The sequence below is a fragment of the Quadrisphaera sp. INWT6 genome (genome assembly GCF_015390235.1).
Taxonomy (GTDB): Bacteria; Actinomycetota; Actinomycetes; order Actinomycetales; family Quadrisphaeraceae; genus Quadrisphaera.
In genome coordinates this window covers 749,228-774,445 of the sequence record NZ_VUOH01000002.1, presented here as the reverse complement: position 1 = coordinate 774,445, position 25,218 = coordinate 749,228, and the positions used below count along the sequence as shown (strand labels likewise).

The 25,218-nt window shown below is 77.0% G+C and carries 21 protein-coding genes and 4 pseudogenes; 10 read left to right on the top strand and 15 right to left on the bottom strand.

The annotated features are described in order from the left end of the window. The first annotated feature begins 64 nt into the window (after positions 1–64). Positions 65–1,813 (top strand): glycoside hydrolase family 13 protein, encoded by a 1,749-nt coding sequence (locus F1641_RS23070; RefSeq protein WP_194904419.1) that lies wholly within the window; start codon positions 65–67, stop codon positions 1,811–1,813. Positions 1,814–1,897: 84 nt separating this feature from the next. On the opposite strand, the gene F1641_RS08480 is transcribed toward F1641_RS23070, so the two are convergent. Continuing rightward, positions 1,898–2,371 carry a VOC family protein gene (locus F1641_RS08480; protein WP_206690779.1) on the bottom strand — a complete coding sequence of 158 codons (474 nt, stop codon included), beginning with the start codon at positions 2,369–2,371 and terminating at the stop codon, positions 1,898–1,900. 87 nt (positions 2,372–2,458) lie between these two features. Between F1641_RS08480 and F1641_RS08475 the strand changes: the two genes are divergently transcribed. From F1641_RS08475 to F1641_RS08465, 3 genes are read left to right on the top strand one after another with little or no spacing between them, the layout of a single operon-like run. After that, positions 2,459–3,364 (top strand): class II glutamine amidotransferase, encoded by a 906-nt coding sequence (locus F1641_RS08475; protein ID WP_194904417.1) that lies wholly within the window; start codon positions 2,459–2,461, stop codon positions 3,362–3,364. Further along, positions 3,361–3,642 carry a hypothetical protein gene (locus F1641_RS08470; protein ID WP_194904415.1) on the top strand — a complete coding sequence of 94 codons (282 nt, stop codon included), beginning with the start codon at positions 3,361–3,363 and terminating at the stop codon, positions 3,640–3,642. Before F1641_RS08475 ends, F1641_RS08470 begins: the two co-directional genes overlap by 4 nt. Then, positions 3,639–3,788, top strand: a complete 150-nt coding sequence (locus tag F1641_RS08465) for a hypothetical protein (protein WP_194904413.1) — start codon at positions 3,639–3,641, stop codon at positions 3,786–3,788. Before F1641_RS08470 ends, F1641_RS08465 begins: the two co-directional genes overlap by 4 nt. Before the next feature lie 112 nt (positions 3,789–3,900). Here F1641_RS08465 and F1641_RS08460 read toward each other — a convergent pair whose 3' ends face one another. Together F1641_RS08460 and F1641_RS08455 are read right to left on the bottom strand one after the other, a co-directional pair. Beyond that, complete coding sequence (locus F1641_RS08460; protein ID WP_206690778.1) at positions 3,901–5,676, bottom strand: MDR family MFS transporter; 1,776 nt, start codon at positions 5,674–5,676, stop codon at positions 3,901–3,903. Continuing rightward, on the bottom strand, positions 5,673–6,155 hold the full coding sequence (locus tag F1641_RS08455; protein WP_194904410.1) for a MarR family winged helix-turn-helix transcriptional regulator: 483 nt from the start codon (positions 6,153–6,155) through the stop codon (positions 5,673–5,675). The genes F1641_RS08460 and F1641_RS08455 overlap by 4 nt, the downstream gene beginning before the upstream one ends. Before the next feature lie 172 nt (positions 6,156–6,327). Between F1641_RS08455 and F1641_RS08450 the strand changes: the two genes are divergently transcribed. The 3 genes and pseudogenes from F1641_RS08450 to F1641_RS23785 all read left to right on the top strand — a co-directional run bounded on the left by F1641_RS08450 (position 6,328) and on the right by F1641_RS23785 (position 8,697). Further along, complete coding sequence (locus F1641_RS08450; RefSeq protein WP_309225480.1) at positions 6,328–6,753, top strand: helix-turn-helix transcriptional regulator; 426 nt, start codon at positions 6,328–6,330, stop codon at positions 6,751–6,753. A 25-nt stretch (positions 6,754–6,778) separates the two neighbouring features. Further along, positions 6,779–7,583, top strand: a pseudogene (locus F1641_RS23065) (ABC transporter permease). Next, positions 7,580–8,697 (top strand): annotated as a pseudogene (locus tag F1641_RS23785) (sulfate/molybdate ABC transporter ATP-binding protein). The pseudogenes F1641_RS23065 and F1641_RS23785 overlap by 4 nt, the downstream one beginning before the upstream one ends. Positions 8,698–8,716: 19 nt before the next feature. On the opposite strand, the gene F1641_RS08435 reads toward F1641_RS23785, so the two are convergent. From F1641_RS08435 to F1641_RS08395, 9 genes and pseudogenes are all read right to left on the bottom strand, one after another. After that, positions 8,717–9,496 (bottom strand): NAD(P)-dependent oxidoreductase, encoded by a 780-nt coding sequence (locus F1641_RS08435; RefSeq protein ID WP_194904406.1) that lies wholly within the window; start codon positions 9,494–9,496, stop codon positions 8,717–8,719. A gap of 190 nt (positions 9,497–9,686) precedes the next feature. Then, positions 9,687–9,875, bottom strand: a complete 189-nt coding sequence (locus tag F1641_RS08430; RefSeq protein WP_194904404.1) for a YbdD/YjiX family protein — start codon at positions 9,873–9,875, stop codon at positions 9,687–9,689. Then, a pseudogene (locus F1641_RS08425) lies at positions 9,872–12,069 on the bottom strand (carbon starvation CstA family protein). The gene F1641_RS08430 and the pseudogene F1641_RS08425 overlap by 4 nt, the downstream one beginning before the upstream one ends. Before the next feature lie 131 nt (positions 12,070–12,200). Beyond that, positions 12,201–12,881 (bottom strand): hemolysin III family protein, encoded by a 681-nt coding sequence (locus F1641_RS08420; RefSeq protein ID WP_206690777.1) that lies wholly within the window; start codon positions 12,879–12,881, stop codon positions 12,201–12,203. A 132-nt stretch (positions 12,882–13,013) separates the two neighbouring features. Continuing rightward, positions 13,014–13,748, bottom strand: coding sequence for a hemolysin III family protein (locus F1641_RS08415; protein WP_194904402.1), 735 nt, complete (start codon positions 13,746–13,748; stop codon positions 13,014–13,016). Between the two features lie 230 nt (positions 13,749–13,978). Then, on the bottom strand, positions 13,979–14,947 hold the full coding sequence (locus tag F1641_RS08410; RefSeq protein ID WP_194904401.1) for an acyl-CoA dehydrogenase family protein: 969 nt from the start codon (positions 14,945–14,947) through the stop codon (positions 13,979–13,981). Between the two features lie 7 nt (positions 14,948–14,954). Further along, a complete protein-coding gene (locus F1641_RS08405) occupies positions 14,955–15,923 on the bottom strand; it encodes a 1,4-dihydroxy-2-naphthoyl-CoA synthase (protein ID WP_194904399.1) in 969 nt (322 codons plus the stop codon). Between the two features lie 28 nt (positions 15,924–15,951). Beyond that, positions 15,952–16,335, bottom strand: a pseudogene (locus F1641_RS08400) (DUF6264 family protein); the annotation flags it as partial. A 143-nt stretch (positions 16,336–16,478) separates the two neighbouring features. Beyond that, the gene (locus tag F1641_RS08395; RefSeq protein WP_206690776.1) at positions 16,479–17,573 is read right to left on the bottom strand and encodes an AbrB family transcriptional regulator; all 1,095 of its coding nucleotides are present in this window, start codon (positions 17,571–17,573) and stop codon (positions 16,479–16,481) included. Positions 17,574–17,630: 57 nt separating this feature from the next. Here F1641_RS08395 and F1641_RS08390 point away from each other — a divergent pair, with 57 nt between their 5' ends. Next, positions 17,631–18,503 carry an SDR family NAD(P)-dependent oxidoreductase gene (locus F1641_RS08390; protein ID WP_194904395.1) on the top strand — a complete coding sequence of 291 codons (873 nt, stop codon included), beginning with the start codon at positions 17,631–17,633 and terminating at the stop codon, positions 18,501–18,503. A gap of 28 nt (positions 18,504–18,531) precedes the next feature. Here the strand turns inward: F1641_RS08390 and F1641_RS08385 are convergent, their stop codons facing one another. Beyond that, positions 18,532–19,257, bottom strand: coding sequence for a DUF6518 family protein (locus F1641_RS08385; protein WP_194904394.1), 726 nt, complete (start codon positions 19,255–19,257; stop codon positions 18,532–18,534). A 103-nt stretch (positions 19,258–19,360) separates the two neighbouring features. On the opposite strand from F1641_RS08385, the gene F1641_RS08380 reads away from it, so the two are divergent. Both F1641_RS08380 and menD read left to right on the top strand, forming a co-directional pair. Continuing rightward, on the top strand, positions 19,361–20,476 hold the full coding sequence (locus tag F1641_RS08380; RefSeq protein WP_194904392.1) for an o-succinylbenzoate synthase: 1,116 nt from the start codon (positions 19,361–19,363) through the stop codon (positions 20,474–20,476). A 59-nt stretch (positions 20,477–20,535) separates the two neighbouring features. Next, a complete protein-coding gene (gene menD, locus F1641_RS08375; protein ID WP_206690775.1) occupies positions 20,536–22,272 on the top strand; it encodes a 2-succinyl-5-enolpyruvyl-6-hydroxy-3-cyclohexene-1-carboxylic-acid synthase in 1,737 nt (578 codons plus the stop codon). 38 nt (positions 22,273–22,310) lie between these two features. Here menD and F1641_RS08370 read toward each other — a convergent pair whose 3' ends face one another. After that, on the bottom strand, positions 22,311–23,711 hold the full coding sequence (locus F1641_RS08370) for an isochorismate synthase MenF (protein WP_194904390.1): 1,401 nt from the start codon (positions 23,709–23,711) through the stop codon (positions 22,311–22,313). A gap of 102 nt (positions 23,712–23,813) precedes the next feature. Next, the gene (locus tag F1641_RS08365) at positions 23,814–25,124 is read right to left on the bottom strand and encodes an aldehyde dehydrogenase family protein (protein ID WP_194904388.1); all 1,311 of its coding nucleotides are present in this window, start codon (positions 25,122–25,124) and stop codon (positions 23,814–23,816) included. Positions 25,125–25,218 lie beyond the last annotated feature (94 nt).

Sequence of the window (25,218 nt, the reverse complement as noted above, 5' to 3'; positions counted from 1 at the left end):
CCGGCACCCGCCAGACCCCGCCAGACCCCGGCCCCGCACACCCACGTCACTCCCGGAGCACCCCGTGACCCTCACGGCCACCACCCCGACCGCGACCACCGGCGCGCAGCGCGCCGCGTCCCGCCTCGCCACGCCCTGGTGGCGCGAGGCCGTCGTCTACCAGGTCTACATCCGCTCCTTCGCCGACGGCGACGGTGACGGCACCGGCGACGTCACCGGCCTGCGCGCGCGCCTGCCCCACCTGGCCTCCCTCGGCGTCGACGCGATCTGGATCAACCCCTGGTACCCCTCGCCCCTGGCCGACTCCGGCTACGACGTTGCCGACTACCGCGCCGTCGAGCCGCTGTTCGGAGACCTCGAGCAGGCCACGGCGATGATCGCCGAGGCGCACGGCCTCGGGATGCGCGTCATCCTCGACGTCGTCCCGAACCACCTCTCCGACGAGCACGTGTGGTTCCAGGCGGCCCTCGCCAGCGCCCCGGGCTCCCCGGAGCGCGCCCGCTTCATCTTCCGCGACGGCCGCGGCGAGGCCGGAGAGCTGCCCCCCAACGACTGGACCAGCCACTTCGGCGGCCCCGCCTGGACGCGCGCGGTCGAGGCCGTCGGTGACGACGCCCACCCCGCCGGGCAGCCCGGCCAGTGGTACCTGCACCTGTTCAACACCAAGCAGCCCGACGTCGACTGGACCAGCGAGGACGTCCGGGCGGAGTACGACGACGTCCTGCGGTTCTGGTTCGACCGCGGGGTCGACGGGTTCCGCATCGACGTGGCCCACGGCCTCACCAAGCACGCCGACCTGCCCGACACCGGCGAGATCGCGAACCCCCACCGCCCCTTCGGTGCCGGTGACCACCCGTTCCTCGACCGCGACGACGTCCACGAGGTCTACCGCCGCTGGCGCGCCATCGCCGACTCCTACGACGACCCCAAGGTCTTCGTGGCCGAGGCGTGGACCGGCGACCCGGTGCGCCTGGGCCTGTACCTGCGCCCCGACGAGCTGCACACGGCGTTCAACTTCGACTTCCTCGTCTCGGCGTGGCGCGAGCCGGAGCTGCGCGACGTCATCGACAGGACGCTCGCCGCGCACCGCGCCGTCGGCGCCCCGCCCACCTGGGTGCTGAGCAACCACGACGTCTACCGCGAGGTCTCCCGGTACGCCCGCGAGCAGGACCGTCCGCAGCTGGGCGGCGAGGAGGACTTCACCGGCCGTCCCGCCGACCTCGAGGTGGGCCTCCGTCGCGCCCGCGCCGCGGCGCTGCTCATGCTGGCGCTGCCCGGTGGCGCGTACGTCTACCAGGGCGCCGAGCTCGGCCTGCCCGAGGTGGAGGACCTGCCCGAGGAGTCCCTGCAGGACCCGGTGTGGTTCCAGTCCGGCGGCCAGCGCCGGGGCCGCGACGGCTGCCGCGTGCCGCTGCCCTGGTCGGGCGCCGAGGCGCCCTTCGGCTTCAGCGAGCGCCCCGACGGCGCGGCGCCGACGGGGCAGCCGTGGCTGCCGCAGCCGGCGTCCTTCGCGGGCCTGACCGTGGCCGACCAGGACGGCGACCCGACCTCGACGCTCGAGCTCTACCGCTCGGCGCTGTCGCTGCGCCGCTCGCTGGAGGCCCTGGGCGACGGCGCGATGGAGTGGGTGGACGGCGGCGACGGCGTGCTCGCGCTCACCCGCGAGCCGGGCTTCGCCTGCTGGGTCAACCTCTCCACGCAGCCGGTGGCGCTGCCCGCCGGTGCCGAGGTGCTGCTGGCCAGCGGCCCCCTGGACGACGGCGACGGCGACCGGCTGCTGCCCACCGACACGGCGGTCTGGCTGCGCCGCTGACCCCGCCCCCGACCCCGACCCCGGCGTGATCGTGGACTTGTGGAACAGTGCTCCAGGCACTGTTCCGGAAGTCCATGATCACGGTCAGGGGGTGGGTGCGGAGGGGGCGGCGTTGACCATCCACGGGGTGCCCCAGCGGTCCTTGCACTGGCCGAACCAGTCACCCCACGGCGCCTCGGCGAGCGGCACGTCCTCGTGGCCGGTGGCGGCCAGCGCCCGGTACCAGCCCAGCAGCAGCTCCCCGTCGTCGCCGGTGAGCGCCACCGCGAAGCCCTTGACCTCGTCGAACGGCATCGAGGTGGGGGTGTCCGAGCCCATGAGCACCATGCCGTTCGGCAGGGTCAGCTGGCCGTGCATCACCCAGCCGGCCTCCTCGCCCTCGATCGGCATGCCGCCCTGCTCGAAGGTGGTCAGCACCAGCTCCCCGCCGAAGGTGGAGGCGTAGAACTCCATGGCCTCGCGGGCCGTGCCGCGGAAGTTCAGGTACGGGTTCAGGGTGTGGGCCACGAGGTCCTCCGGGGTCTGCTGGTCGAGCGGCCCGTGAGCCGGGTCCGTCACGGGGAGGACGGCGCGGGGGGACCGGACTCATCGGTGGTCCGCCGTGTCGCACCCGGAACGGTCGTGGTACTGCCTACCGTGGTCGGGATGTGCAGGCTCCTCGGGTTCGCCGCTCCGGACGCGCGCTCCCTGGCCGACGCCGTCGGCGCGGTCCAGATGGCCACCTTCTGCGCCATGGCGCGGCTGCACGACGACGGGTGGGGCGCCGCCTGGACCACCGGGGGCGGCGCGCCGGTCCGCACCCAGCGCAGTCCCCGCAGCGGCTACGAGGACCCGGCGCTGGCGGCGCTGACCACCGCGACCCCCGCGCGCGCGGGCCTGGTGCACCTGCGCCTGGCCAGCTCCGGCATGCCGGTGGCCCCCGAGAACACCCACCCCTTCCTCGACGCGGGGACGGCCTTCGCGCACAACGGCGCCGTCAAGCCCGTCGCGCTGCTGGAGGGACTGCTCCCCGACGCGGCGCGGCACCGCCTGCGCGGCAGCACCGACAGCGAGCGCTACGCCGCGCTGGTGCGCCACCGCGCGGTCCAGCTGGGCGACCTCGCCGCCGGAGCCGCCTCCGTGGTGGCGCAGCTGGCGCCCCTGTTCCCGAGCTCGAGCCTCAACGCCGTGCTGCTGACCCCCCGCGAGCTGGTGGTCGTCCAGGCCAGCGCCGGGGCCCGCGTGCCGCACGAGGACTTCGACGCCAGCGGCCTGGCCGAGCACGAGCTGCCCACCGGCCACCGCACGGGCTACTACCAGCTGTGGCGGCGGCGCTCGCCCGACGGCACCGTCGTGTTCTCCTCCTCGGGGCTGCGCACCGACGGGTGGGAGCCCCTCGCGCCGGGCACCGTCGTCGCCGTCGACCTGCGCACGCTCGCCGAGCGCGTCGTGCCCGTCACGGCCGGGGCCGCGGCCCCCGCGCCGCGGTCCGCGCCGCTCCCCGCGACCCCGCCCGGCCAGGAGCGCCACGAGTCGCACGACCGGGCCGATCGCGCCATGGTCAGGACATGAGCGAGAACGAGATCGCCCCGGCGGACAACCCGGAGACGCAGTCGGCCATCGCCGACCGCAGCAACGGCACCGCCCGGGCCACCGGCGCCTCCGTCCCGCCGCCGGTCATGGACCAGCGCGGCGAGGGCGACGCCGACGGCACCGCCGCGGGCGACCCGCTGGCGGGCGTCACCATCAGCGAGGACGACGCCGCGCAGGCCGTCCCCGGCGACACGGGCCCGGAGAACCCCGGCGCCCGCCCCCACTCCTCCTACGACACCCCGGGCGGCTCCCGGTGAGCGCGCCGCACGACGACCTGCCCGGCAGCCCCGAGCCCGAGCTGCAGGTCCTGGAGGACGACGAGACGGTGCCGCCCCGCCCCGAGGACGAGATCGCCGACGTGCTCCGCGCCGAGCCCTCGGACCCCACCGACCCGCGCGCCTGACCCCTCCTCGAGCCCACTCTCGAGCGCCTGCTCCCTGCAGAGTGGGCTCCTGAGACGCCGCTGGACCGCACCCTCCGCGGAGGGTGCGGTCCAGCGGCGTCTCGGGAGCGGGTCAGCGGTGGGCGTCCTGGGCGACCCGCCGGTCGGTGTGCCGCCCGAGGTGGTCGGCGTCACCGGTGGCCGGCTCCACCGGCGCCGCGTGCCGGCCGTGGTGGACGGCGTCGCCGTCGTCCTCCACCGCCTGCGCGTCGTCAGCGGCGTCCTGCACCGGGGCGTCCGTCCCGATGACCGCAGCGCCGACCGGGGAGGCGGCCTGCGCGCCGGTGCTGGCGGGGGCGTCGTTGCTCGTCCGCAGCGCCGTCTCCTTGAAGAACAGCACGAACAGCAGCGACAGCAGGGCGAACGGCGCGGCCACCAAGAAGATGTCGGCGATCCCGTCGCCGTAGGCGGCCTGGACCAGCGAGCGCACCGGCTCGGGGATCTCCGCCAGCACCGGCACGCCGCCGCCGGCGGCCGAGCCGAGCTGCGAGGGGTCGACACCCGCCTCGGTGAGGCTGGAGGTCAGGTAGGCCGTGACCCGGTGGCCGAGCACCGCGCCCAGCACCGAGACGCCGATGGAGCCGCCGAGGGAGCGGGTGAAGGCCACGAACGAGCTGGCCGTGCCCATGTCCTGCGGGGCGGTGACGTTCTGCACGGCGAGCACGAGGTTCTGCATCATCATGCCGACGCCCAGGCCGACCAGCGCCATGTAGATGCCGACCACCCAGTAGTCGGTGTTCCAGGCGACGGTCCCCATGAGGCCGAGGCCCGCGGTCAGCAGCACGCCGCCGGTGACGATCCACCGCTTCCACCGGCCGGTGCGGGTGACCAGCTGGCCGATGACGGTGGAGGAGAGGAACAGGCCGGCGATCATCGGCAGGGTGCGCAGGCCGGCGACCGTGGGGGAGTCGCCGCGGGCCAGCTGGAAGTACTGCGCCAGGAAGATCGTGGCGCCGAACATCGCGATGCCGACGAAGAGGCTCGCGACCGAGGCGAGCACCGTGGTCGAGGAGCGGAACAGGTGCAGCGGGATGATGGCGTCCCGAGCGCGGCGCTCCACGAGCACCAGCGCGACCAGCAGCGCGATGCCGCCGCCCACCAGAGCGAACGTCTGCCACGACATCCAGTCGAAGTTCTTGCCCGCCAGCGAGACCCAGATCAGCAGCGACGAGACGCCGGCGGTCAGGAGCGTGGCGCCCCAGTAGTCGATGTGGACCTTCCGCTTGACCACCGGCAGGTCGAGCGTCTTCTGGATGACGACGAACGCGGCGACGGCGAACGGCACGCCCACGAAGAACGTGTAGTGCCACGACAGGTGCTCGGTGATGACGCCGCCGATCAGCGGGCCGCCGACCGTCGCCAGGGCGAAGGTCGCCCCGAGGTAGCCGGAGTACCGGCCGCGCTCGCGGGGGGCGATCATCGTGGCCAGCACGATCTGCGCCAGCGCGGTGAGGCCGCCGGCGCCCAGGCCCTGGCCCACGCGGGCGGCGATGAGCATCGGCACGTTGACGGAGAGCCCGGCGACGACCGAGGCGATGACGAAGATGACCAGCGAGCTCTGGACCAGCACCTTCTTGGAGAAGGTGTCGGCCAGCTTGCCCCAGATCGGGGTCGAGACCGTCGTGGCCAGCAGGGCGGCCACCACCACCCAGGTGTAGCCCGACTCACCGCCGCCGAGCGCCGGGATGATCACCGGCAGCGCGTTGGACACGACGGTCGAGCTGAGGATCGCCACGAACATGCCCAGCAGCAGCCCCGACAGGGCCTCGAGGATCTGCCGGTGCGTCATGGCGGGGTGGGTGGCTTCGGGCAGCGCTGCTGCCGCGGGGCGCGGAGCGGTGGTGGTCATGCGTACCTCGGGGTCTGCGTCGCGGGGGCGGGCTGTGCGGGGGCGGTCTGTGCGGTGTGGGGGGACGTCCGGGCGAGGTCCTCGGCCAGGCGGTCCAGCAGGCGGGTGAGGGCGCCCAGGTCGTCGTCGTCCCACGCCGTGAGCCGCGTGGCGACGGCGTCGACCAGGCGGCGGCGCTCGGCGCGGAGCAGGGCGATGCCGGCGGGGGTGGCCGAGAGGCGCTGCGAGCGGCCGTCGGAGGCGTCGGGGGTGGCCTCGACGAGCCCGTCGCGGCGCAGGTGCGCCACCTGGCGGCTGACCGTGGACAGGTCCAGGCCCATGTGCTCGGCCACCTCGCTGACGCGGGCGGGGCCGACGGCGACGACGGTGGCCAGGGTGGCCGTGGCGGCGCCGGGGTGCGACCCGACGAGCGCCCGCTTGCTGCGCGCCAGGTGCGGGAACTGGTCGACCAGCGCTGCGCAGGCGTGGGGACTGGCCACGGGAACCTCCTCTACAAGTTCGTTGAAGCAACCGTAGGTGTAATGCTTGCAGCAGGCAACTTCATTCCCCGTCGGCGGTGGTGCATGCGCCGCTCGGGGATCTCTCGGCGGGATGCCGCAGCCGCGGCGCAGAGCGACGGTCGGTGCCGCACGTGCGGCGTACGGTGTGCCCGTGAGCCCAGCGGCCGAGCCCCCTACCTACTCGGCCCGCGAGGCCGCCGAGCTGCTCGGTGTCAGCGACGACACCGTGCGCCGCTGGGTCGACTCGGGCGCCCTGCCCGCCCACCGCGGTCCGGCGGGTCGCCTCGCGGTGCCCGGTGCGGAGCTCGCCGCCTTCGCGCGCACCCACGCGGGACGCCCCGCCGGCGACCCCTCCGGCGTCGCGCGCTCAGCCCGCAACCGCTTCGTCGGCCTGGTGACCTCCGTGGTGGCCGACGGCGTCATGGCCCAGGTGGAGCTCCAGTGCGGGCCGCACCGGGTCACCTCGCTCATGAGCTCCGAGGCGGCCCGCGAGCTCGGGCTGGAGCCCGGCCGGATGGCCGTCGCGGTGGTCAAGGCGACCACGGTCATCGTCGAGACCCCCGCCGGCGCCTCGTGACCGCCGCGGCGCACCGCCGAGCCGCGTGAGGCGACACCGCTCGGGTCGGACCGGCCTGCCCGCGTGGGCCTTCGCCCCCGCGGCCCTCGGCGCGGCCTTCGTCGTCCTGCCCCTGGTGGCCGTCGTGGCGCGCGTCGACTGGCCGTCCTTCGGGTCGCTGGTCACCTCCGAGGCGTCGCTCGCCGCGCTGCGCCTGTCGCTGCTGACCGCCTCCGCCAGCACCGCCCTGTGCCTGCTGCTCGGGGTGCCGCTGGCCCTGGTCCTGGCCCGGTGCTCGTTCCCGGGGCTGCGGCTGCTGCGCTCGCTGGTGCTGGTGCCGCTCGTTCTCCCGCCCGTGGTCGGGGGCATCGCCCTGCTCTACACCTTCGGGCGCCAGGGGCTGCTGGGCTCCTCGCTCGAGGTGCTCGGCCTGCGGCTCGCGTTCTCCACCGCCGCCGTCGTCATCGCCCAGACGTTCGTGGCGATGCCCTTCCTCGTGCTCTCCCTCGAGGGGGCGCTGCGCGCCCGCGGCACCCGGTACGAGCAGGTCGCGGCCACCCTGGGCGCCGCCCCGTCGACCGTGCTGCGCCGCGTCACCCTGCCGCTGGTGCTGCCGGGGCTGGTCTCCGGCGCGGTGCTGTCGTTCGCCCCGGGCGCTGGGGGAGTTCGGGGCCACGCTCACCTTCGCCGGCAGCCTGCAGGGCGTCACCCGCACCCTGCCGCTGGAGGTCTACCTCCAGCGCGAGTCCGACGCCCGCGCCGCGGTGGCGCTCTCGCTCGTGCTGGTGGTGGTCGCCGTCGTCGTCATCGTGGTCGCCCGCGGTCGCACCACCTCCGGGGACGCCCCGTGACCGGCCTGCTGGTGCGGGCGACCGTCGACGCGCGGGGCCTGGACGCCGAGGTCAGGGTGGCACCCGGGGAGGTCGTGGCCCTGCTCGGCCCCAACGGCGCGGGCAAGTCGACGCTGCTCGCGGTCGCCGCCGGACTGCTGCGCCCCGACCGCGGCAGGGTCGAGCTCGACGGCGCGGTGCTCCTGAGCGCGGGCGCCGGTGCGGACGAGCCCGACGCCGACGTCGCGCCCCACCGGCGGGGCACGGCGCTGCTGGCGCAGGAGCCCCTGCTCTTCCCGCACCTCACCGCCGCGGAGAACGTCGCCTTCGGTGTGCGGGCCGCCGGGGGCGGACGGCGTGCGGCGCGGACGGCGGCGCTGGGTGGCTGGAGCGGGCCGACGCGGCGCACCTCGCCGACCGCCGCCCCGCGCAGCTCAGCGGCGGCCAGGCCCAGCGGGTGGCCGTGGCGCGAGCCCTCGCGACCTCCCCCCGGGCCCTGCTGCTCGACGAGCCGATGGCCGCGCTCGACGTCACCGCGGCCCCCGAGGTGCGCCAGCTGCTGCGCCGCGTCCTGGCCGCGCCGGGCTCCCCGCCGGCCCTGCTCGTCACGCACGACCCGCTCGACGCGCTCGCCCTCGCCGACCGCGCCGTCGTCCTGGAGGCGGGCCGCGTGGTCGAGGAGGGTCCGGTCCGCGAGGTGCTCGCCAGCCCCCGCAGCGCCTTCGCGGCCCGGCTCGCCGGGCTCGACCTCGTCGGCGGCACCGCCGACCCGGGTGGCCTGCGCACGACCGACGGGTCGCTGCTCGCCGGCGTGCTCGACCCCGCCTGCGTCCCGGGTGCCCCCGCGGTCGCGGTCTTCTCCCCGGCCGCCGTCGCGGTGCACCGCGAGCCCCCGGCCGCGGGCCGCAGCAGCCCCCGGGTGGCCCTGCCCGTCGTCGTCGCCGCCGTCGAGCCGCGGGGTCCGCTCGTGAGGGTGCGCGCCGAGGCGCCGGCCGCCGGTGGCCCCGCGCTCGCGGCGGACGTCACCGCCGCCTCCGCCGCCGACCTCGACCTCGTGCCCGGCGCGCGGGTCTGGTTCGCGGTCAAGGCCGCCGAGGTGGCCGTCCACCCCGCCCGGCGCTCCGCCGGGGCGTGACCGGCGACCACCCGCCGGGTCAGGGGAGCGGCTCGCCAGCCCAGGCGTCGTCGAGCGGGCGGTAGCCGAGCACGCGCTGCGTGGTGGAGGGGTCGGCCTTGCGGTACCGGCCGGCTGACGTGCCGTTGGCCACCACGAAGCCCGCCCCGTGGCCCACCGGAGCGCCGTCGACCTCGCGCAGCTCCGCCTCCACGGACGCGCGCAGCAGCTCGGCGGCGTCGCGCACCGACAGCCACGCCGCCTTGTCGCGGGGGGTCGCGCCCTCCCACGGCGGGCCCTGCTCCTGGAAGAAGCCGATGCGCAGCGCCACGACCGACGTCGAGCTCGTGGCCGCGACCCACGAGCCGACCAGCTCGGCCCACCCCTTGGTGGCGCCGTAGAGGTTGGCGGGCCGCGGGGGGTCCTCGCTGCGCACCTGGTGCTCGGACGGAGGGGCCGAGACCGCCTGCAGGCTGCTCGCCACCACCAGCCTCCGCACGCCCGCCGCAGCTGCGGCCGCCGCGACCGCGTGCGTGCCGACCACGTTGGCGGGCAGCAGCTGGTCCCAGGTGGCGTGCGGGTCGGGCACCCCGGCGAGGTGGACGACGGCGTCAGCACCCTCGAACGCCGCCCGGCACGCCCCCTCGTCGGTGACGTCCAGGGCCGCCACCGGCAGGCCGCTGCCCGGCAGCTCGCCCGCGCGCAGGTCCGTCAAGCGCAGCCGCCACGACGCCGGGAGGAGCGGGGCCGTGGTGCGTCCGATGCGTCCCGCGGCCCCCGTGACGACGACGAGGGGACCGTCCACGCGCGATGAGGGCATCCGCCGACGCTAGCGAGCACCCGTCGTCGTCGCCCTGCCCGCCCCACCCCCACGGGAGTCGCAGTCGAGCGCCTGGTTGTGGTTCCCACCCCCGTGGGAGTCGCAGTCGAGCGCCTGGTTGCGGTTCCCACCCCGCGGGAGTCGCAGTCGAGCGCCTGGTTGCGATCCGGGGGGGCAGCGGGTCGTGCGGTCAGCAGCAGCGGGCGCCGGGCGTGGCGGCCTTGGCGTCGGTGCGGGCCCGCTCGAACGCCCCGCGGCTCAGCGGCTCGTGGCCGTGCTCGCGGCAGTGCTCCAGGTAGGCCTCCCAGCGGGCGGTGCCGCCGATCTCCCGCAGGTACCAGCGCACCCCGGAGACCAGCGACCCGAGCCCCGTGCTCACCCGTGCCCGCCGCCGTGCGCGCTCCCGCGGCCACCGTGACCGCCGGAGGCCCGTCCGCCGGCCGCTGCGTGCTGGCGCAGCGCCTCCTTCTCGGCGGGCGTCGCGAGCATCCCCGCGGGCTCGACCAGCCGCGACTCCTCGAAGGGGACCTCGGTGGTGGGCAGCGACCCGGCCCTGAGCGCCCGGACCACCACCAGCGCCGCGTTGGCCGCCACCACGAGCACGAGCACCGCGAACAGCGACTGCAGCACGCCGTTGGTCGTGGAGTTGGTGACCACCTGCTGCATCTGGGCGGCGTCCTTGGCGGGCGCCAGCACCTCCCCGGCGGCCAGCGCCTCCCGGTAGCGAGACGCCTGCGCGAAGTAGCCGATGGCCGGGTTGGAGGAGAAGACCTTCTGCCAGCTGGCGGCCATCGTCACCACGAGGTCCCACGCCAGCGGCACGCCGGTCACCCACGCGTACCTCGCCCTGCCGTGCTTGATGAGCAGCGTGGTGCACAGCGTCAGCGCGATGGCCGCGAGCAGCTGGTTGGCGATGCCGAACAGCGGGAACAGCTGGTTGATGCCGCCGAGCGGGTCGGTGACGCCGGTGTAGAGGAAGTACCCCACGCGCCGACGACGACGGCGCTCGCGAGGTACGTCCCGGTGCGCCACGTGAGGTCGCCGAACCTCGGCCAGACGTTGCCGATCGTGTCCTGCAGCATGAACCGGCCCACACGGGTGCCGGCGTCGACGGCGGTGAGGATGAACAGCGCCTCGAACATGATCGCGAAGTGGTACCAGAACGCCTGCAGGTTGCCACCGAACGCCTCGTGGAAGATCTGCGAGATGCCCATCGCCAGCGTCGGCGCCCCGCCGGTGCGGCTGATGATGCTCGGCTCCTGGATGGCGGCCGCAGCACCCGCCAGCGCGTCGGGCGAGGTGGCGAAGCCCAGCCCGCTCACGTACGCCGCGGCCGTCTCCGGCGAGCCGCCCGTGGCGCCCGCGGGCGCGTTCATGGCGTAGTACAGCCCCTGGTCGATCACCGACGCGGCGATGAGCGCGCTGATGGCGACGAAGCTCTCCATCAGCATGCCGCCGTACCCGATGAAGCGGACCTGCCGCTCCTTGGCCACCATCTTGGGCGTGGTGCCCGAGGAGATGAGGGCGTGGAAGCCCGACAGCGCGCCGCAGGCGATGGTGATGAACACGAACGGGAACAGCGACCCGGCGAAGACGGGCCCGTTCCCCTCCCGGGCGAAGCTGGTGACGGCGTCGTTCTCGAGCACCGGCCGCGCCAGCAGCAGCGCCGCGGCCAGCAGCACGATGACGCCGACCTTCATGAACGTCGACAGGTAGTCGCGCGGGGTCAGCAGCAGCCACACCGGCAGGACCGACGCCACGAAGCCGTAGACCACCAGCGCGACGACCAGGGTCTCCTTGCTCAGCGTCAGCGACTCCGCCAGGCCGAGCTGCTCCACGTAGCCGCCGCCGATGATGGCCGCGAGCAGCAGGACGACGCCGATGGCGGTGGTCTCCAGCACCCGCCCGGGTCGCAGGAAGCGCAGGTAGACGCCCATGAACAGGGCGATCGGCACGGTCAGCGCGATGGAGAAGACACCCCACGGAGACTCCGCCAGCGCGTTCACCACGATCAGCGCCAGCACCGCCAGGATGATGATCATGATGGCGAAGACGGCGACGAGCGCCGCGATCCCGCCGACCACGCCGATCTCGTCCCGGACCATCTGCCCGAGGCTCTTGCCGTTGCGCCGCATCGAGAAGAACAGGACCACCAGGTCCTGCACCGCTCCGGCGAAGATCACGCCGACGACGATCCAGATGGTCCCCGGCAGGTACCCCATCTGCGCCGCGAGCACCGGCCCGACCAGCGGCCCTGCCCCCGCGATGGCGGCGAAGTGGTGCCCGAAGAGCACCCGCCGGTCGGTGACCTCGTAGTCGGTGCCGTTCTCGAGCCGCTCCGCGGGGGTGGCGCGGCGGTCGTCGGCGCGCAGCACCCGGTAGGTGATGAAGCGCGAGTAGAAGCGGTAGGCGATGGCGTACGAGCACAGCGCCGCGAAGAGGATCCACAGCGCGCTGACGGACTCCCCGCGCGAGAGCGCGAGCACCGTCCAGCAGGCCGCGCCGACCAGGGACACGCCCGTCCACAGCGCCACCTGGCCCGCCCTGGAGCGGGGTGGGGCGGTCTGGGGCAGCTCGCTCCCACCCGGCCCTGACGTCGTCGTCGTGGTGGCCACAGCCGCCTCCTCGCGGTCGCCTGAGAGATCGCTGAGGAGGCTACGTCGCTCGGGCGGAGGACGCCCGCGCGGGGGCCCTCCCGGGCGTGTCAGCGGTAGGCGAGCAGGCTGATCGCGACGTAGTGCGCGGGCCACGCCAGCAGCGTCAGCGCGTGGAAGACCTCGTGGAAGCCGAACGTCCGCGGCCACGGGTCCGGGCGCTTCAGCCCGTAGACGACACCGCCCACCGTGTAGAGGGCGCCGCCCGCGAGCACGAGCGCGAACACCGCGACGCCGCCGTGGTCGAGCAGCACCGGCAGCGCCGGCAGCAGCGCCCAGCCGAGCACCAGCGAGATGCTCGTGTGCAGCGCGCGGGGGCACCGCGGCCACAGCCAGCGGAACGCCACGGCCATCAGCGCCGCCGTCCACACGGTGGCGAGCACCCCGACGCGCCAGCCGCCGGTGAGTCCCAGCAGCGCCACGGGCGTCATCGAGCCGGCGATGACCAGCGGGATGTTGCCGTGGTCGGCGCGCATCAGCCACAGCCGCGCCCGGTCCGACCACCGGAACCGGTGGTAGACGGCGCTGGTGGCGAAGAGCAGCGTGCTCGTGCCCGCGAAGATCGCCACGCCCGTGACCGCGGTGGCGCCGCGCGCCAGGCACACGAGGACGATGCCGGCCGCCAGCACCAGCGGCACGGCTCCGGCGTGGAGCCAGCCGCGCATCAGGGGCTTCAGCACCGCCGGGGAGGGCAGCTGCACCCTCGAGGGCACCGGCTGGGTCGCGCTCACCGCGCCACCTCCGTCCTGTCGTCACCTGCGGGGTCCGACGTCGTCACCTCCGCCATGCTCCGTGCTACCCGACGGGGCTGGCAAGGGCCTGGGTGGTCGGCCGGGTGGTCGGCCGGGTGGTCGGCCGGGTGGTCAGGCGCAGAGCAGCCAGACGGCCGCCGCGTGCAGCGGCCACGCCGCCACCGTCAGGGCGTGGAAGACCTCGTGGTGGCCCGCCAGGCGCGGCCACGGCTCCGGCCACCGCGTCGCGTAGACGACGGCGCCCGCTGTCAGCAGCGCACCGCTCGCCGCCACGAGCGCGACCACGAGCCCGGCGTCCACCACCGCCCCGCTGGCGAGCAGCAGCGGCAGCACCGGCACCACCGCCCAGCCGAGCGCCGCCGTCGCCGCGGTGTGCAGGCGCCGGGGGCAGTCCGGCCACACCCACCGCGACGCCGCCAGCATCAGCGCAGCGGTCCACAGCGCCGCCAGCAGCACGACCCCGAGGCCGCCGGGCACCCCGAGCAGCAGCAGCGGGGTCGCGCTCGCGGCGACCACCAGCGGGATGTTGCCGTGGTCGAGCTGCTTCATGCGGCGCAGCCCCGCCTCGCCCCACGCGCGCCGGTGGTACAGCGCGCTGGTGGTGAAGAGCACGAGGCTCACCGCGGCGTAGACGCCGACCGCCCCCGCCTCCAGCCGGGTGTCGGCGCGGTCCAGCAGCACCAGGCCGGCGACGGCGACGACGGGCGCGAACCCGGCGTGCAGCCACCCCCTCAGCGCCGGCCTGGCGGCCGGAGCGGGCACCAGCTCCAGGACGTCGCCGCGGCGGGCGCGGGCGCGGGCGCGCTGGCGGGGCAGGGGCGCGGCAGCCGTGGTGGTCGTGCTCACGAGGCTCCGGTCTACCGGCGCCAGCCGCCCCCCTGACGACGCCGAGGTGGACGCCGGGTGACCTCCCCGCGAGAGGTCGGTGCCCCTCGGCCACCCGACCCGCAGCCAGGCGCTCGGCTGCGGTTCTGGAGGGGGTGGGAACCGCAGTCAGGCGCTCGGCTGCGGTTCTGGAGGGGGTGGGAACCGCAACGAGGCGCTCGGCTGCGGTGGGGCTGGGCGAGGAGGGGGGCTCAGCGGGCGAGGAAGGCCACCAGCGCTGCCTTGATGGCCGGCCGCGACCCGAAGACCAGCAGGAAGAGCGCCTCCCGCACCGTTCGCTCCGCCAGCCCGCCCGCGATGACGGCGCTGCTCCCCGTCGCGGTCGCGAGCGCCCCCGCGGCCCTCCACGCCAGCTCCACCGCCGCGGCGCGCGCCGCCGGCAGCTCCGCCGGCCCCGCGGCGTCGAGGCGCTCGCGGGCCGCGTCGAGCTGGGCCCCCAGCGCGTCCGCCGCGGGGGAGCCCTCCAGCGCCCGCACGCACCGCAGCACCAGCCCGAGCGCGAGGGAGCCGTTGGTGCGCAGCCCCGCGGCGTCGCCGGCGAGCAGCGCGGCGTGCCGGCCGGTGGCCACGAGCCGGTCCGCGGGCACCCGGTGCCCGGCCAGGTGCAGCTCGACGGTGCGGCTGGCGGGGACGCCGACGAGGTCGAGGGGCTCCCCGCGCAGCGTCGGTCCCTCCTGGTCGGGGCGCGCGTCGAGCAGGAGGAAGAAGACGTCCTCGCCGTCGCGGGCCGTGAGCAGGACGGCGTCGAGCAGCCCCCACCCGGTGACCCAGGGGACGGTGCCGTCGAGCACGAACGCGCCGTCGTCGTCCCGGCGCGCCACGACGGCGGCGGGCCCGGGGCGCAGCGCCGCCTGCAGGGCGATGCCCGCGTGCAGGCGGCCGGCGCGCAGGTCCTCCAGGGTGCTCGCCCACGCCGGGCCCGCCTGCTCCAGCCACCGGACCACCCCGATCCGCTGGACCCACACGAAGGCCGTGGCCAGGTCTCCCGCGGCCAGCTCCTCGAGCACGGCGAGCGCGTCCGCGCCCCCGGTCCGCCCCAGTCCGGCCGCCGCGAGCGCGTCGAGGTGCGACCGCGGCACCGCTCCCGCGGCCTCCGTGCTGGCGGCCTGCGGCGCGAGCAGCTCCTCGGCCACCCGTCGTGCGGTCTGGGTGCTGCTCACGGGGACCTCAGAAGTAGTAGGGGAAGGGCGACCAGTCGGGCTCGCGCTTCTCCAGGAAGGAGTCGCGGCCCTCCACGGCCTCGTCGGTCATGTACGCCAGGCGCGTCGCCTCGCCGGCGAACACCTGCTGCCCCATGAGGCCGTCGTCCACCAGGTTGAAGGCGAACTTCAGCATCCGCTGGGCCGTGGGGCTCTTGCCGCACACCTCGGCGGCCACCCGCAGCGCCTCGCACTCGAGGTCGGCGTGGTCGGCGACGACGTTCACCGCGCCCATGTCGGCCATGTCCTGCGCCGAGTACTCCCGGCCGAGGAAGAAGATCTCGCGCGCCCGCTTCTGCCCGACCATCCGGGCCAGGTAGGCGGAGCCGTACCCGGCGTCGAAGCTGCCGACGTCGGCGTCGGTCTGCTTGAAGCGCGCGTGCTCGCGGCTGGCCACCGTGAGGTCGCACACCACGTGCAGGCTGTGCCCCCCGCCGGCCGCCCACCCGGGGACGACGGCGACGACCACCTTGGGCATGGTGCGGATCAGCCGCTGCACCTCGAGCACGTGCAGGCGACCGCCCTCGGCGGCGGTGCGCCGCGCGTCGACGCCGGCCGCCGTCTCGTCGGCCGTCGGGCCGCCCCCGTCTCCGCCGGCCGCGTACTGGTACCCCGAGCGCCCGCGGATGCGCTGGTCGCCGCCGGAGCAGAACGCCCACCCGCCGTCCTTGGCGCTGGGCCCGTTGCCGGTCAGCAGCACGCAGCCGACGTCGGCGGTGCGGCGGGCGTGGTCGAGGGCGCGGTGCAGCTCGTCGACGGTGTGCGGGCGGAAGGCGTTGCGCACCTGCGGCCTGTCGAAGGCGATCCGCACGGTGCCGCCGGCGGCCCCCGGCAGCACGCAGCGGTGGTAGGTGACGTCGGTGAGGCCCTCGAACCCGGGGACCTCGCGCCACGCGGCGGGGTCGAAGGTCTCGGACACCCCGGGCAGCGCGCTCACCGGCCCACCCTAGCAGCACCGCCCGGCATCAGGCCGAGAGGCCGCCCACGCCCACCCAGAGGACGAAGGCGCCCAGGAACCACAGGGCGGGCGCGGACAGGAGGGCCACCAGCGCCACCCACCAGGCGCGCCGCCCGCGGACCAGCCGCACCACCGCCCAGGCGCCGAACCCGAGGACGCCGGCGCTCGGCCCGAGCGCCGCGAGGCCGACCCCCGCCGTCAGCCCGAGGGTGCTGCAGGGTCCCTGCACCCCGCACCCGCCGGCGGCCGTCGTGAGCACCGCGCCCAGGGGGACGGCGGCCGCCGCCGCGAGCGCGCCGACGAGGAGCAGCAGCACGGTGACCACGAGGTCCGGCGTCGAGCGCTGCTGCTGCCGCTGCGGCTCCGCGGAGATCGCCATGCCCGCAGGGTAGGGCTCCCGGGGCGCCGTCCGTCAGCGCCGCGCACCCCGTGGCGCACCCCGTGGCGCACCCCGTGGCGCACCCCGTGGCGCACCCCGTGGCGCACCCCGTGGCGCACCCGGTGGCGCGCCCGGTGCGCGCCCCCGTGCGGGGGTCAGGTGCCGCGCCGTCCTCCCCGGCCCCGCCGTCCCAGCGCCGCGCCGATCAGCGGAGCCAGCAGCAGCATCACGAGCAGGCGCAGCACCTGGACGGCCAGCACCAGCGTGGTGTCACCGCCGCTGTCCGCCGAGGTCGCCACCACCGCGTAGAGCCCGCCCGGCGTGGTGGCCAGGTAGGCGTCCAGGGTCGAGGCGCCGGCCAGGCGCAGCAGCGGCACGCCCACGGCCGCCGTCGCCGCGATGACCAGCACGATCAGCACCAGCGCCGTCGGCAGCACCCGCCCGACGGTGCGGAGGTTGGACCGCGTGAAGGACAGGCCCACCTGCAGGCCGATCAGCGCGAACGCCACCTGCAGCACCGGAGCGGGCACCGTGGCGCCCTGCGTCAGGCCGGTGGCGGAGGCTGCGGCCGCCAGGACCATCGGCCCGAGCAGCGGCCCGGCGGGCAGCCTCGCCAGCCGCGCCAGCCAGATCCCCGCGGCGGCGACGGCGCCGGTGAAGAGGACGTCGGCCCACCACGGCGCCGCGCTCGCCGTCAGGGCGACTCCGCCCCCTGCGGTCGCCGCGCCGGTTCCTCCTGGACCCCCGCCCAGCAGCACCGCGACGACCGGCATGGCCAGCAGGATGAGCAGCACCCGCAGGTACTGGACCACCGCGACGACGCGCTGGTCCGCTCCCAGCTCCCCGGCGATGGCCGTCAGCCCCGACGCGCCCCCGGCCACCATGGCGAAGGAGCCCGTGGCGGCGTCGACGTCGCGGCACAGCCCCAGCAGCAGTCCCGCGAGCACGCTGACCAGCAGGGTCGCCACCACGGCTGCGAGGACGGGCGCCCACGCCCCGGCCAGCTCGGCGAGCGTCGCCGGCTGCAGCAGGGCGCCGGACAGCACGCCGAGCACCGCCTGCCCGCCCTTCGAGGCCGGCGCGGGCAGCTCCAGGCGCTCCCCCCGCCGCAGCCGCGTGCGCGGCCAGCCGGCGAGAGCGACCACGAGCCCGGCGAGCACCGCGGCGAACAGGGCCGCCGACGGCACGCCGAGGCGCGCCATCCCCGCTGCGAGCGCGGCGGTCGCCACGGCGACCACCAGCCACCCCACCGCTCCAGGCTAGGCGGGCGGGTCGCCTCCGGTGGCCGGCGCACCGATGCTGGGGTCATGACGAGCGCCCCGCAGACCCCCGGCCACGCCTCCGCGCTGCCCCGCCTGGAGGGGCGGACCGTCGTCGTCTCCGGCGCCAGCTCGGGCATCGGCGCCGCCGCCGCCCGCCGGTTCGCCGCGGCGGGGGCCACCGTCGTCCCGCTCGGCCGCGACCCGCGGCGCACCGGGGCGCTGGCGGCCGAGCTCGGCGTGGAGCCCGTCCTGGCCGACTTCACCAGCTTCGCCGACGTCCGCCGCGCCGCCGCCGAGGTGCTCGAGCGCTGCGACCGCATCGACGTGCTGGCCAACAACGCCGGCGGCACCTTCCCCGACCGGGTGGTCACCGAGGACGGCCACGAGAAGACGCTCCAGGTGAACCACCTGTCGACGTTCCTGCTCACGGCCCTGCTGCGCGAGCGCGTCGAGGCGACGCCGGGCGCGCGGGTCATCACGACGTCGAGCCGCGCGAACTCCTTCGGGAGGGTGGACCTCGGCGACCTCGACAGCGCTGTCGGCCGCTACCGGGGCTTCCGGGTCTACGGCACCACGAAGCTGATGAACGTCCTGTTCACCCGCGAGCTGTCGCGGCGCCTGGAGGGCACGGCCACGGCGTCGTGCTTCCACCCCGGTGTGGTGGGGACCGCCTTCGGCGCCGACACGCCCGTGGTGCGGGTGCTCTACCGGCCCCCGCTGAGCCGCCTGCTGACCATCACCTCCGAGGAGGGCGCCGCGCCGCTGCTGGCGCTCGCCACCCGGCCCGACCCGGAGACCGTCGACGGCGCCTACCTCGACAGGTTCGTCATCGGCCGCCCGAGCCGGCAGGCCGACGACGTCGAGCTCGCGCGGGGCCTGTGGGAGCGCTCCGCGGCGATGGTCGGCGTGCCCGCCTGAGGCGCTGCGACGGGGCCCGGGCCGGCGCTCAGCGCGAGCCGGCCAGCGTCACCACCGCATCGAGGACGGCGTAGCCGCCGGCGCCCAGGGCGAGGGAGCAGACGAGCACCAGCCCGGCCGCCGTCCGCTCGCCGCGTCGCGGCAGCAGCGTCGCGACCAGCACCCCCGAGACCACGAACAGCCACCCGCCCGCGGCCTGCCAGGGGAACAGGAGCACCGAGCGCAGGCCGTCGGCGAGCACCAGCGCGCCCAGCAGCCCCAGCGCCGCGCCGCGGACGTGCCCGCTGCCGGCGGCCACCGCCGCGGCGCAAGCCCCCACCAGCGCGCCGCTCACCACGCCCGCCCCCGCCCACACGGCCACCGACGCCACCGCGTGCGGGGTGCCGCTCACGAGGGCGGCCCACCCGTAGTAGCCCGCCACCAGGGCCTCGGTCGCGACCAGCCCGCTGACCGCCCCGAGGCCCTCCGCGCGCCGGCCGCGCCACCCGGTGGCGGAGACCACCACCCCGGCCAGCAGTGCGGGGATCACCGCCCAGGCCGCCACCGAGCCGGCCAGCGGTCCCCACGCCGTGGGCAGCACGCCCTGGCCCACCTCGGTGGCGGCGCCCAGCAGCAGGGCGGCTGCGCCCGCCGCGACGACCGCCGCCACCGCGACCCCGGACCGCGCCGCCCGACCCGGTGCGGGCCGGTCCCCGCGGGACGACGGCGCCCCTGCGGTCCGGGCCGAGGGGTTCGGGGCTGCCACCGCGCTCATGACGAGAGCGTGACGGCGCCGCGGGTCGGGCGTCGTCAGCCCGGCGCACCGACCTGGTGCCCCGCCCGTCAGCCCGGGGGATGAGTCTGCGAGCGTTCCGGGGGTGGACGCCTCCGCCGAACGGCGCTCGGACCGGCACCCGTGCGACGGCGCTCCGGCCCTCGACGAGCTCCTCGACGGCGTCGCCGTGGTGGCCCTCCCGCTGCGCGTGAGGTTCCGGGGGCTCGACGTGCGCGAGGCCCTCCTGCTGCGCGGCCCCGCCGGGTGGGGGGAGTTCTCGCCCTTCGCCGAGTACGACGACGCCGTCGCCGCGACGTGGCTGGCGGCCGGCGTCGAGGCGGCGTGGCGCGGCTGGCCCGCGCCGCTGCGGCCCCGGGTCGCCGTCAACGCGACGGTCCCCGCCGTCCCCGCCGAGCGGGTGCCCGAGGTGCTCGCGCGCTTCCCGGGCTGCACCACCGCCAAGGTCAAGGTCGCCGAGCCCGGTCAGCAGCTCCGCGACGACGTCGCCCGCGTCGCCGCCGTCCGCGAGGTCCTCGCGGCCCGGGGGGCCGGCACCGGGACGGGCACCGCGGTGCGCGTCGACGCCAACGGCGGCTGGTCCGTCGACGAGGCCGCCGCCGCGCTGGAGGCCCTCGCGGCCGGCGGGCCGCTGCAGTACGCCGAGCAGCCCTGCGCCTCGGTGCCCGAGCTCGTCGAGCTGCGCCGCCGCCTGCGCGCCGCCGGGGTGGAGGTGCCGGTGGCCGCCGACGAGAGCATCCGCCGCGCCGAGGACCCCCTCGCGGTGGTGCGGGCCGGCGCCGCCGACGTCGCCGTCCTCAAGGTCCCGCCGATGGGCGGGGTCCGCGCCGTCCTGGCGCTGGCGGCGCAGCTGCGCGAGGAGCACGGCGTGCCGGTGGTCCTCTCGAGCGCCCTCGACACCGCCGTCGGCATCGGCGCCGGGCTCGCCGCCGCCGCTGCCCTCCCCGCTGCCCTCCCCGCTGCTCCGACCTCCGCGCTGCCCTCGGGGTGGCCGGGGGCGGGGGAGCCGCTCGCCGCGGGGCTCGGCACCGGGTCGCTCCTCGCCGTCGACGTCGCCGCGCCCCGGCCGCTGGAGGACGGGTCGCTGCCGGTGGGCGCGGTGGAGCCCGACCCCGAGCTGCTGGACCGCCACGCCGCTCCGCCCGAGCGCCGCCGGTGGTGGCTGGACCGCCTGCGGCGCTGCCACGCCCTCCTGCCCTGAGCCGTCCCCTCCCCTCCGGCGGTGGTGTCGGCGGGCGGTCGGCCGCCCATGATGGGCCGGTGGTGAACCCGTCGACGGCGCTCGCGCGCGCGGTGGTCCAGCAGCTCGCGGCGTCGGGGGTCCGGGAGGTGGTGCTCTGCCCCGGCTCCCGGTCGGCGCCGCTGGCGTACGCGCTCCACGCCGCCGACGCCGCGGGCCTGGTCCGCCTCCACGTGCGCCACGACGAGCGGGCCGCGGGCTTCACCGCCCTGGGCCTGTCCCGCGGCGGGGGCGCTCCGGCCGCCGTCGTCACCACCTCGGGGACGGCGGTCGCGAACCTCCACCCGGCGGTGCTCGAGGCGGCGGAGTCGGGCGTGCCCCTGGTGGTGCTCTCGGCCGACCGGCCCCACGCGGTGCGCGGCACGTGGGCCAACCAGACCACGGCCCTGCAGGCGGGCCTGTTCGGCGCCGCGGCGCGGCTGGCCCTCGACCTGCCGGTGCCCCGCGAGGGCGAGCTGCTGGCCCGCGTCGAGGCCACCTGGCGCGCGGGCGTGGCCGACCTGGTGGCCACGGCCCGCGGCGACCGCGACGCGCGTCCCGGCCCCGTGCAGGGCGACCTGGCGCTCGCCGACCCCCTGGTCCCCGACGCCCCCTGGGACCCCGCCCCCGGTCCTCGCGCTCCCTCCGCCCCTTCCGCACCCTCCGCGGAGGGTGCGGTGGAGGGGGAGGCGCGCACGGTCGTCGTCGTGGGCGACGCACCCGCCCACCTGGGTGCTCTCGCGCGCGCCCTCGCCGAGCGCCGGGGCTGGCCCCTGCTGGCCGAGCCGAGCTCCGGCGCCCGCGGCGGCCCGAACGCCGTCGGCCCCTACCGCCTGCTGCTCGGCGAGCCGGACCTCGGCGGCGCTGTCGAGAGGGTCGTCGCCGTCGGGCGCCCCACCCTCAGCCGCCCCGTCACGGCGCTCCTCGCGCGCGGCGACGTCGCGCTGGTGCACCTCGTCGCCCACGCGGACGACCCCGGCCCCGACCCCACCCGGGGCGCACGCCGGGTGGTCGTGCCACCGACGGCCGGCACCGAGCAGCTCCTGACCGGCAGCCGGGGTGACGCCGCCTGCCTCACCGCCTGGCAGCGCGCCGGAGCCGCGGCCCAGGAGGCCCTCGACGCCGAGCTCGACGCCGCAGCGGGCTCCGGACGGCTGACCGGCCCGCTCGTCGCGCGCGAGGTCGCCGCCGCGCTGGGACGGCGCCCGGGAGAGCTGCTCGTGACGGCCGCCTCCAACGCCGTCCGCGACCTCGACCTCGCCGCCGCCCCCTGGACCGGCACCCCGGGGGGCCCGCGGGTGCTCGCCGGCCGCGGCCTGTCCGGCATCGACGGCACGCTGTCCACGGCCACCGGAGCCGCGCTCGCGGCGGGGGCGCCCGCGACGGTGCTGGTCGGCGACCTGGCGCTGCTGCACGACGCCAACGGCCTGCTGCTGCCCCCCGGGGAGCCGGAGCCCGACCTGCGCGTGGTGGTCGTGGACGACGACGGCGGCGGCATCTTCACCGGCCTGGAGCACGGCGACCCGGGCGCTCCCGACCGGGCCGCCGTCTTCGAGCGCCTCTTCGGGACGCCCCACGGCCGCGACCTGGTGGCCCTCGCCGCCGCCCTGGGCGTCAGCGCGCGCCGGGTCGAGGGCCTCGACGACCTCCGCGCGGCCCTGGCGGCGCCGGTGCGGGGCCGCGAGGTGCTCGTGGTGCGCGCCGACCGCGCGGACCTGCGCGCGCTCCACGCCCGGGTCCGCGGAGCCGTGTCGGAGGCCGTGCGCCGGAGCGGCTGAACCGCCTGGAACGCCTGGAACCGCCTGGGGGCCGGGCCTCAGGCGCTGCCGAGGGCGTCGCGGACCGGCACGAGCTTCGCGTCGGACTCCGCCAGCTCGGCCACCGGGTCGGACCCGGCGACCACCCCGCACCCGGCGAACAGCCGCACGCGGCGGCTGTCGTCGGGGTCGATCCGGGCGCAGCGCAGCGCGAGGCCCACCTCGCCGTCGCCGTCGGCGTCCACCCAGCCCACGGGGCCGGAGTACCGGTCGCGGTCCATCTGCTCCAGCTCGGCGATCAGCGCCGCCGCGGCGGGGGTGGGGGTGCCGCACACCGCCGCCGTCGGGTGCAGCGCCGCCGCGAGCTCGAGCACCCCGGGGGCGCCGCCGGGGCGGCCGTCGTCGAGGACGCCGGTGACGTCCGAGGCCAGGTGCATCACGTTCGGCAGGTGGAGCACGAACGGCGCGTCGGGCGCCGTCGTCGTCCGGCAGTGGGGTGCCAGCGCCGAGACCACCGAGCGCACGGCGTACTCGTGCTCCTCCAGGTCCTTGCCCGAGCGCGCCAGCGAGCCCGCGAGCGCCGCGTCGCGCTCCTCGTCGCCCGTGCGGCGGATGGTGCCGGCCAGCACCCGGGAGTGCACCAGGCCGCGCTCGCGGCGCACCAGCAGCTCGGGGGTGGCGCCGACCAGGCCGTCGACGGCGAACGACCAGCACGAGGGGTAGGCCTCGGCGAGCCTGCCGAGCAGCCAGCGCGGGTCGACGGCGTGCTCGGTCTCGGCGACCAGGTCGCGCGCGAGCACGACCTTCTCGAGCTCACCGGCCTGGATGCGCTCCACCGCCCGGGCGACCGCGGTGGCCCACGCCGGGCCGCTCAGCGCGCCGTCGGAGTAGCGGACGGCACCGGGGCCGCCCAGGCCGCTGAGGGCGTCGTGCTCGTCGGCGGCCCCGCCGAGGGCGGAGGCGAGCACGTCCGCGGGCGCCGCCGCGGGCTCGTCCACCGGGGTCGCGGTGGTGACCCACCAGGTGCAGCCCCGGCGCCCGACCAGCACCTCGGGCACGACGAGCACCCCGCCCGCCGCGGAGCCGCCGTCGAAGGACAGGGAGGTGAAGGCCACCGGGCCCGTGCCCGGCTGGCGCACCTCGTCGACCACGGGAGCGCCCAGCAGCAGGTCGCGCCAGGCGGCGCCCGCCGTCGCGAAGCGGTGCTCGCCAGAGGCCTCGACGCGTGCCGCCTCGCCCCACCCGACGATGCCCTCGCCCCGCCGCACCCACGCCAGCGGCCCGCCGGGGCCGGTGCTCGCGGGGGCGGTCCGGGTGAGCAGCTCCAGGAGCGGGCCCGGGTCGCTCAGGCGGGTGGTCCGCCAGCGCAGCCGCGCACCCGCGGAGAGGGCGCGCTCGGCGGCCGGCCCGGAGGGGCGCGGCGCGGGCGGGCGGCCGGGGCGGCCGACGGTCGTGGTCATCGCCGTCCAGGCTAGGCGCCTCCCGGCGGAGCGACCCCCGCAGCGGGCGCCGGACGTGATGACGTCCACCACACGGCGCACCGGCGGTCCGTCAGCGGCGGGTCACCCGCGCAGGGAGGCCTCGACGCCGTCGGCCTCCGCGGTGCCCGCGGGGAGCACCACGAACTGCCGCAGCACCAGGTCGGCCCCGGTGACCGGGCCGCGGGGCCCGGGCACGGAGTCGACGCTGATGCCCGTCTCGGGGACGCCGAGCAGCTTGTAGCCGTCGAGCAGGCGGGTGGTGGTGTTCCAGAAGCCGCCGGTGCCGCCCCACGAGCCGAGGAACTCCGCGGCCGTGCCGGCGTCCTCGGTGACGACGGTGGCGGCGATGCCGCTGGTCTGCGCGCCAGCGAGCCCGGCGGCCTCGACGGCGCCGGCCACCGGCGCCACGGTCACGCGGGCCTCGTTGCCGGAGTCCAGGGCCCACTCGTGCCCGAGCCGCTGGGCGTGCGGGGGCAGCTGCGCCTCGACGCCCGCCTCGGAGAGCACCTCTACGGCCACCTGGCTCAGCTCCTCCCAGCGGGCGGCGTGCACGAGCAGCAGGTTCAGCCGGTTGCAGACCCCGAGCCTGTCGACGCCGGCGCGCAGCAGGTCGCGGAACCTGTCGAGGTCGGCCGCGAGGTCGGCGTAGAGCACCCCGCCGCCGTCGGCGTGGGCGAGCACCCGCGTCCCGGCCGCGGCGCCGAGGCGCGACAGGTGGCGGGTGGTCTCCCCGGAGCCGCGCACGATGACGAGGGGGACCAGGTCGGGCTGGGCCACCAGCGCCTCGGCGGCGTCGTGGCCGGGCTGGCGGACCAGCTGCACGGAGCCGTCGGGCAGCCCCGCGGCGGCGAGCGCCGGGGCGAGCACCTCGTCGACCAGCACGCTGGACGTGCGCAGGGCCGCCGACCCGGTGCGCAGCACGGCGGCGCTGCGGGCGCGCAGCACCTGCCCGGCGACGTCGACGGTCACCGCGGGCCGCGCCTCGTAGGTGGCGCCGATGACACCGACCGGCACGCGGCGCTCCCACACCTGGCCGCCGTGGACGCCCTCGCCCGGCAGGTCGCGGACGAACACCATGCGCGGCTGCGCGGGCAGCGCGGCGATCTCCCGCAGCTGCTGGGCCGCGGCCTCCAGGCGGGCCGGGTCGAGGCGGAGCCTGTCGAGCAGCCCCGCGCTCGTCCCCGACGCCTCGGCGGCGGCCACGTCGTCGGCGTTGGCCGCGAGCACCGCGTCGGCCGCGACGGCCACGCGCTCGGCCGCGGCGGCCAGCGCCTCGCTCACCTGGGAGTCCGGGGCCATCCGCAGCGCGGCGGCGGCTCCGGCGGCGCGCTGCGCGGCCTCCCGCACAGCGGCGGCGGCGGTGGAGCTGGAGGACGACGTGGCGCTGCTCACGGCGCCAGAGCCTACGACGCCGCCCTCCCGCGGCGGTGATCACGGCCGGGAGGCGGGTGGGGCGCCGCACGGGAGCCGATGGGGGACCATGGTC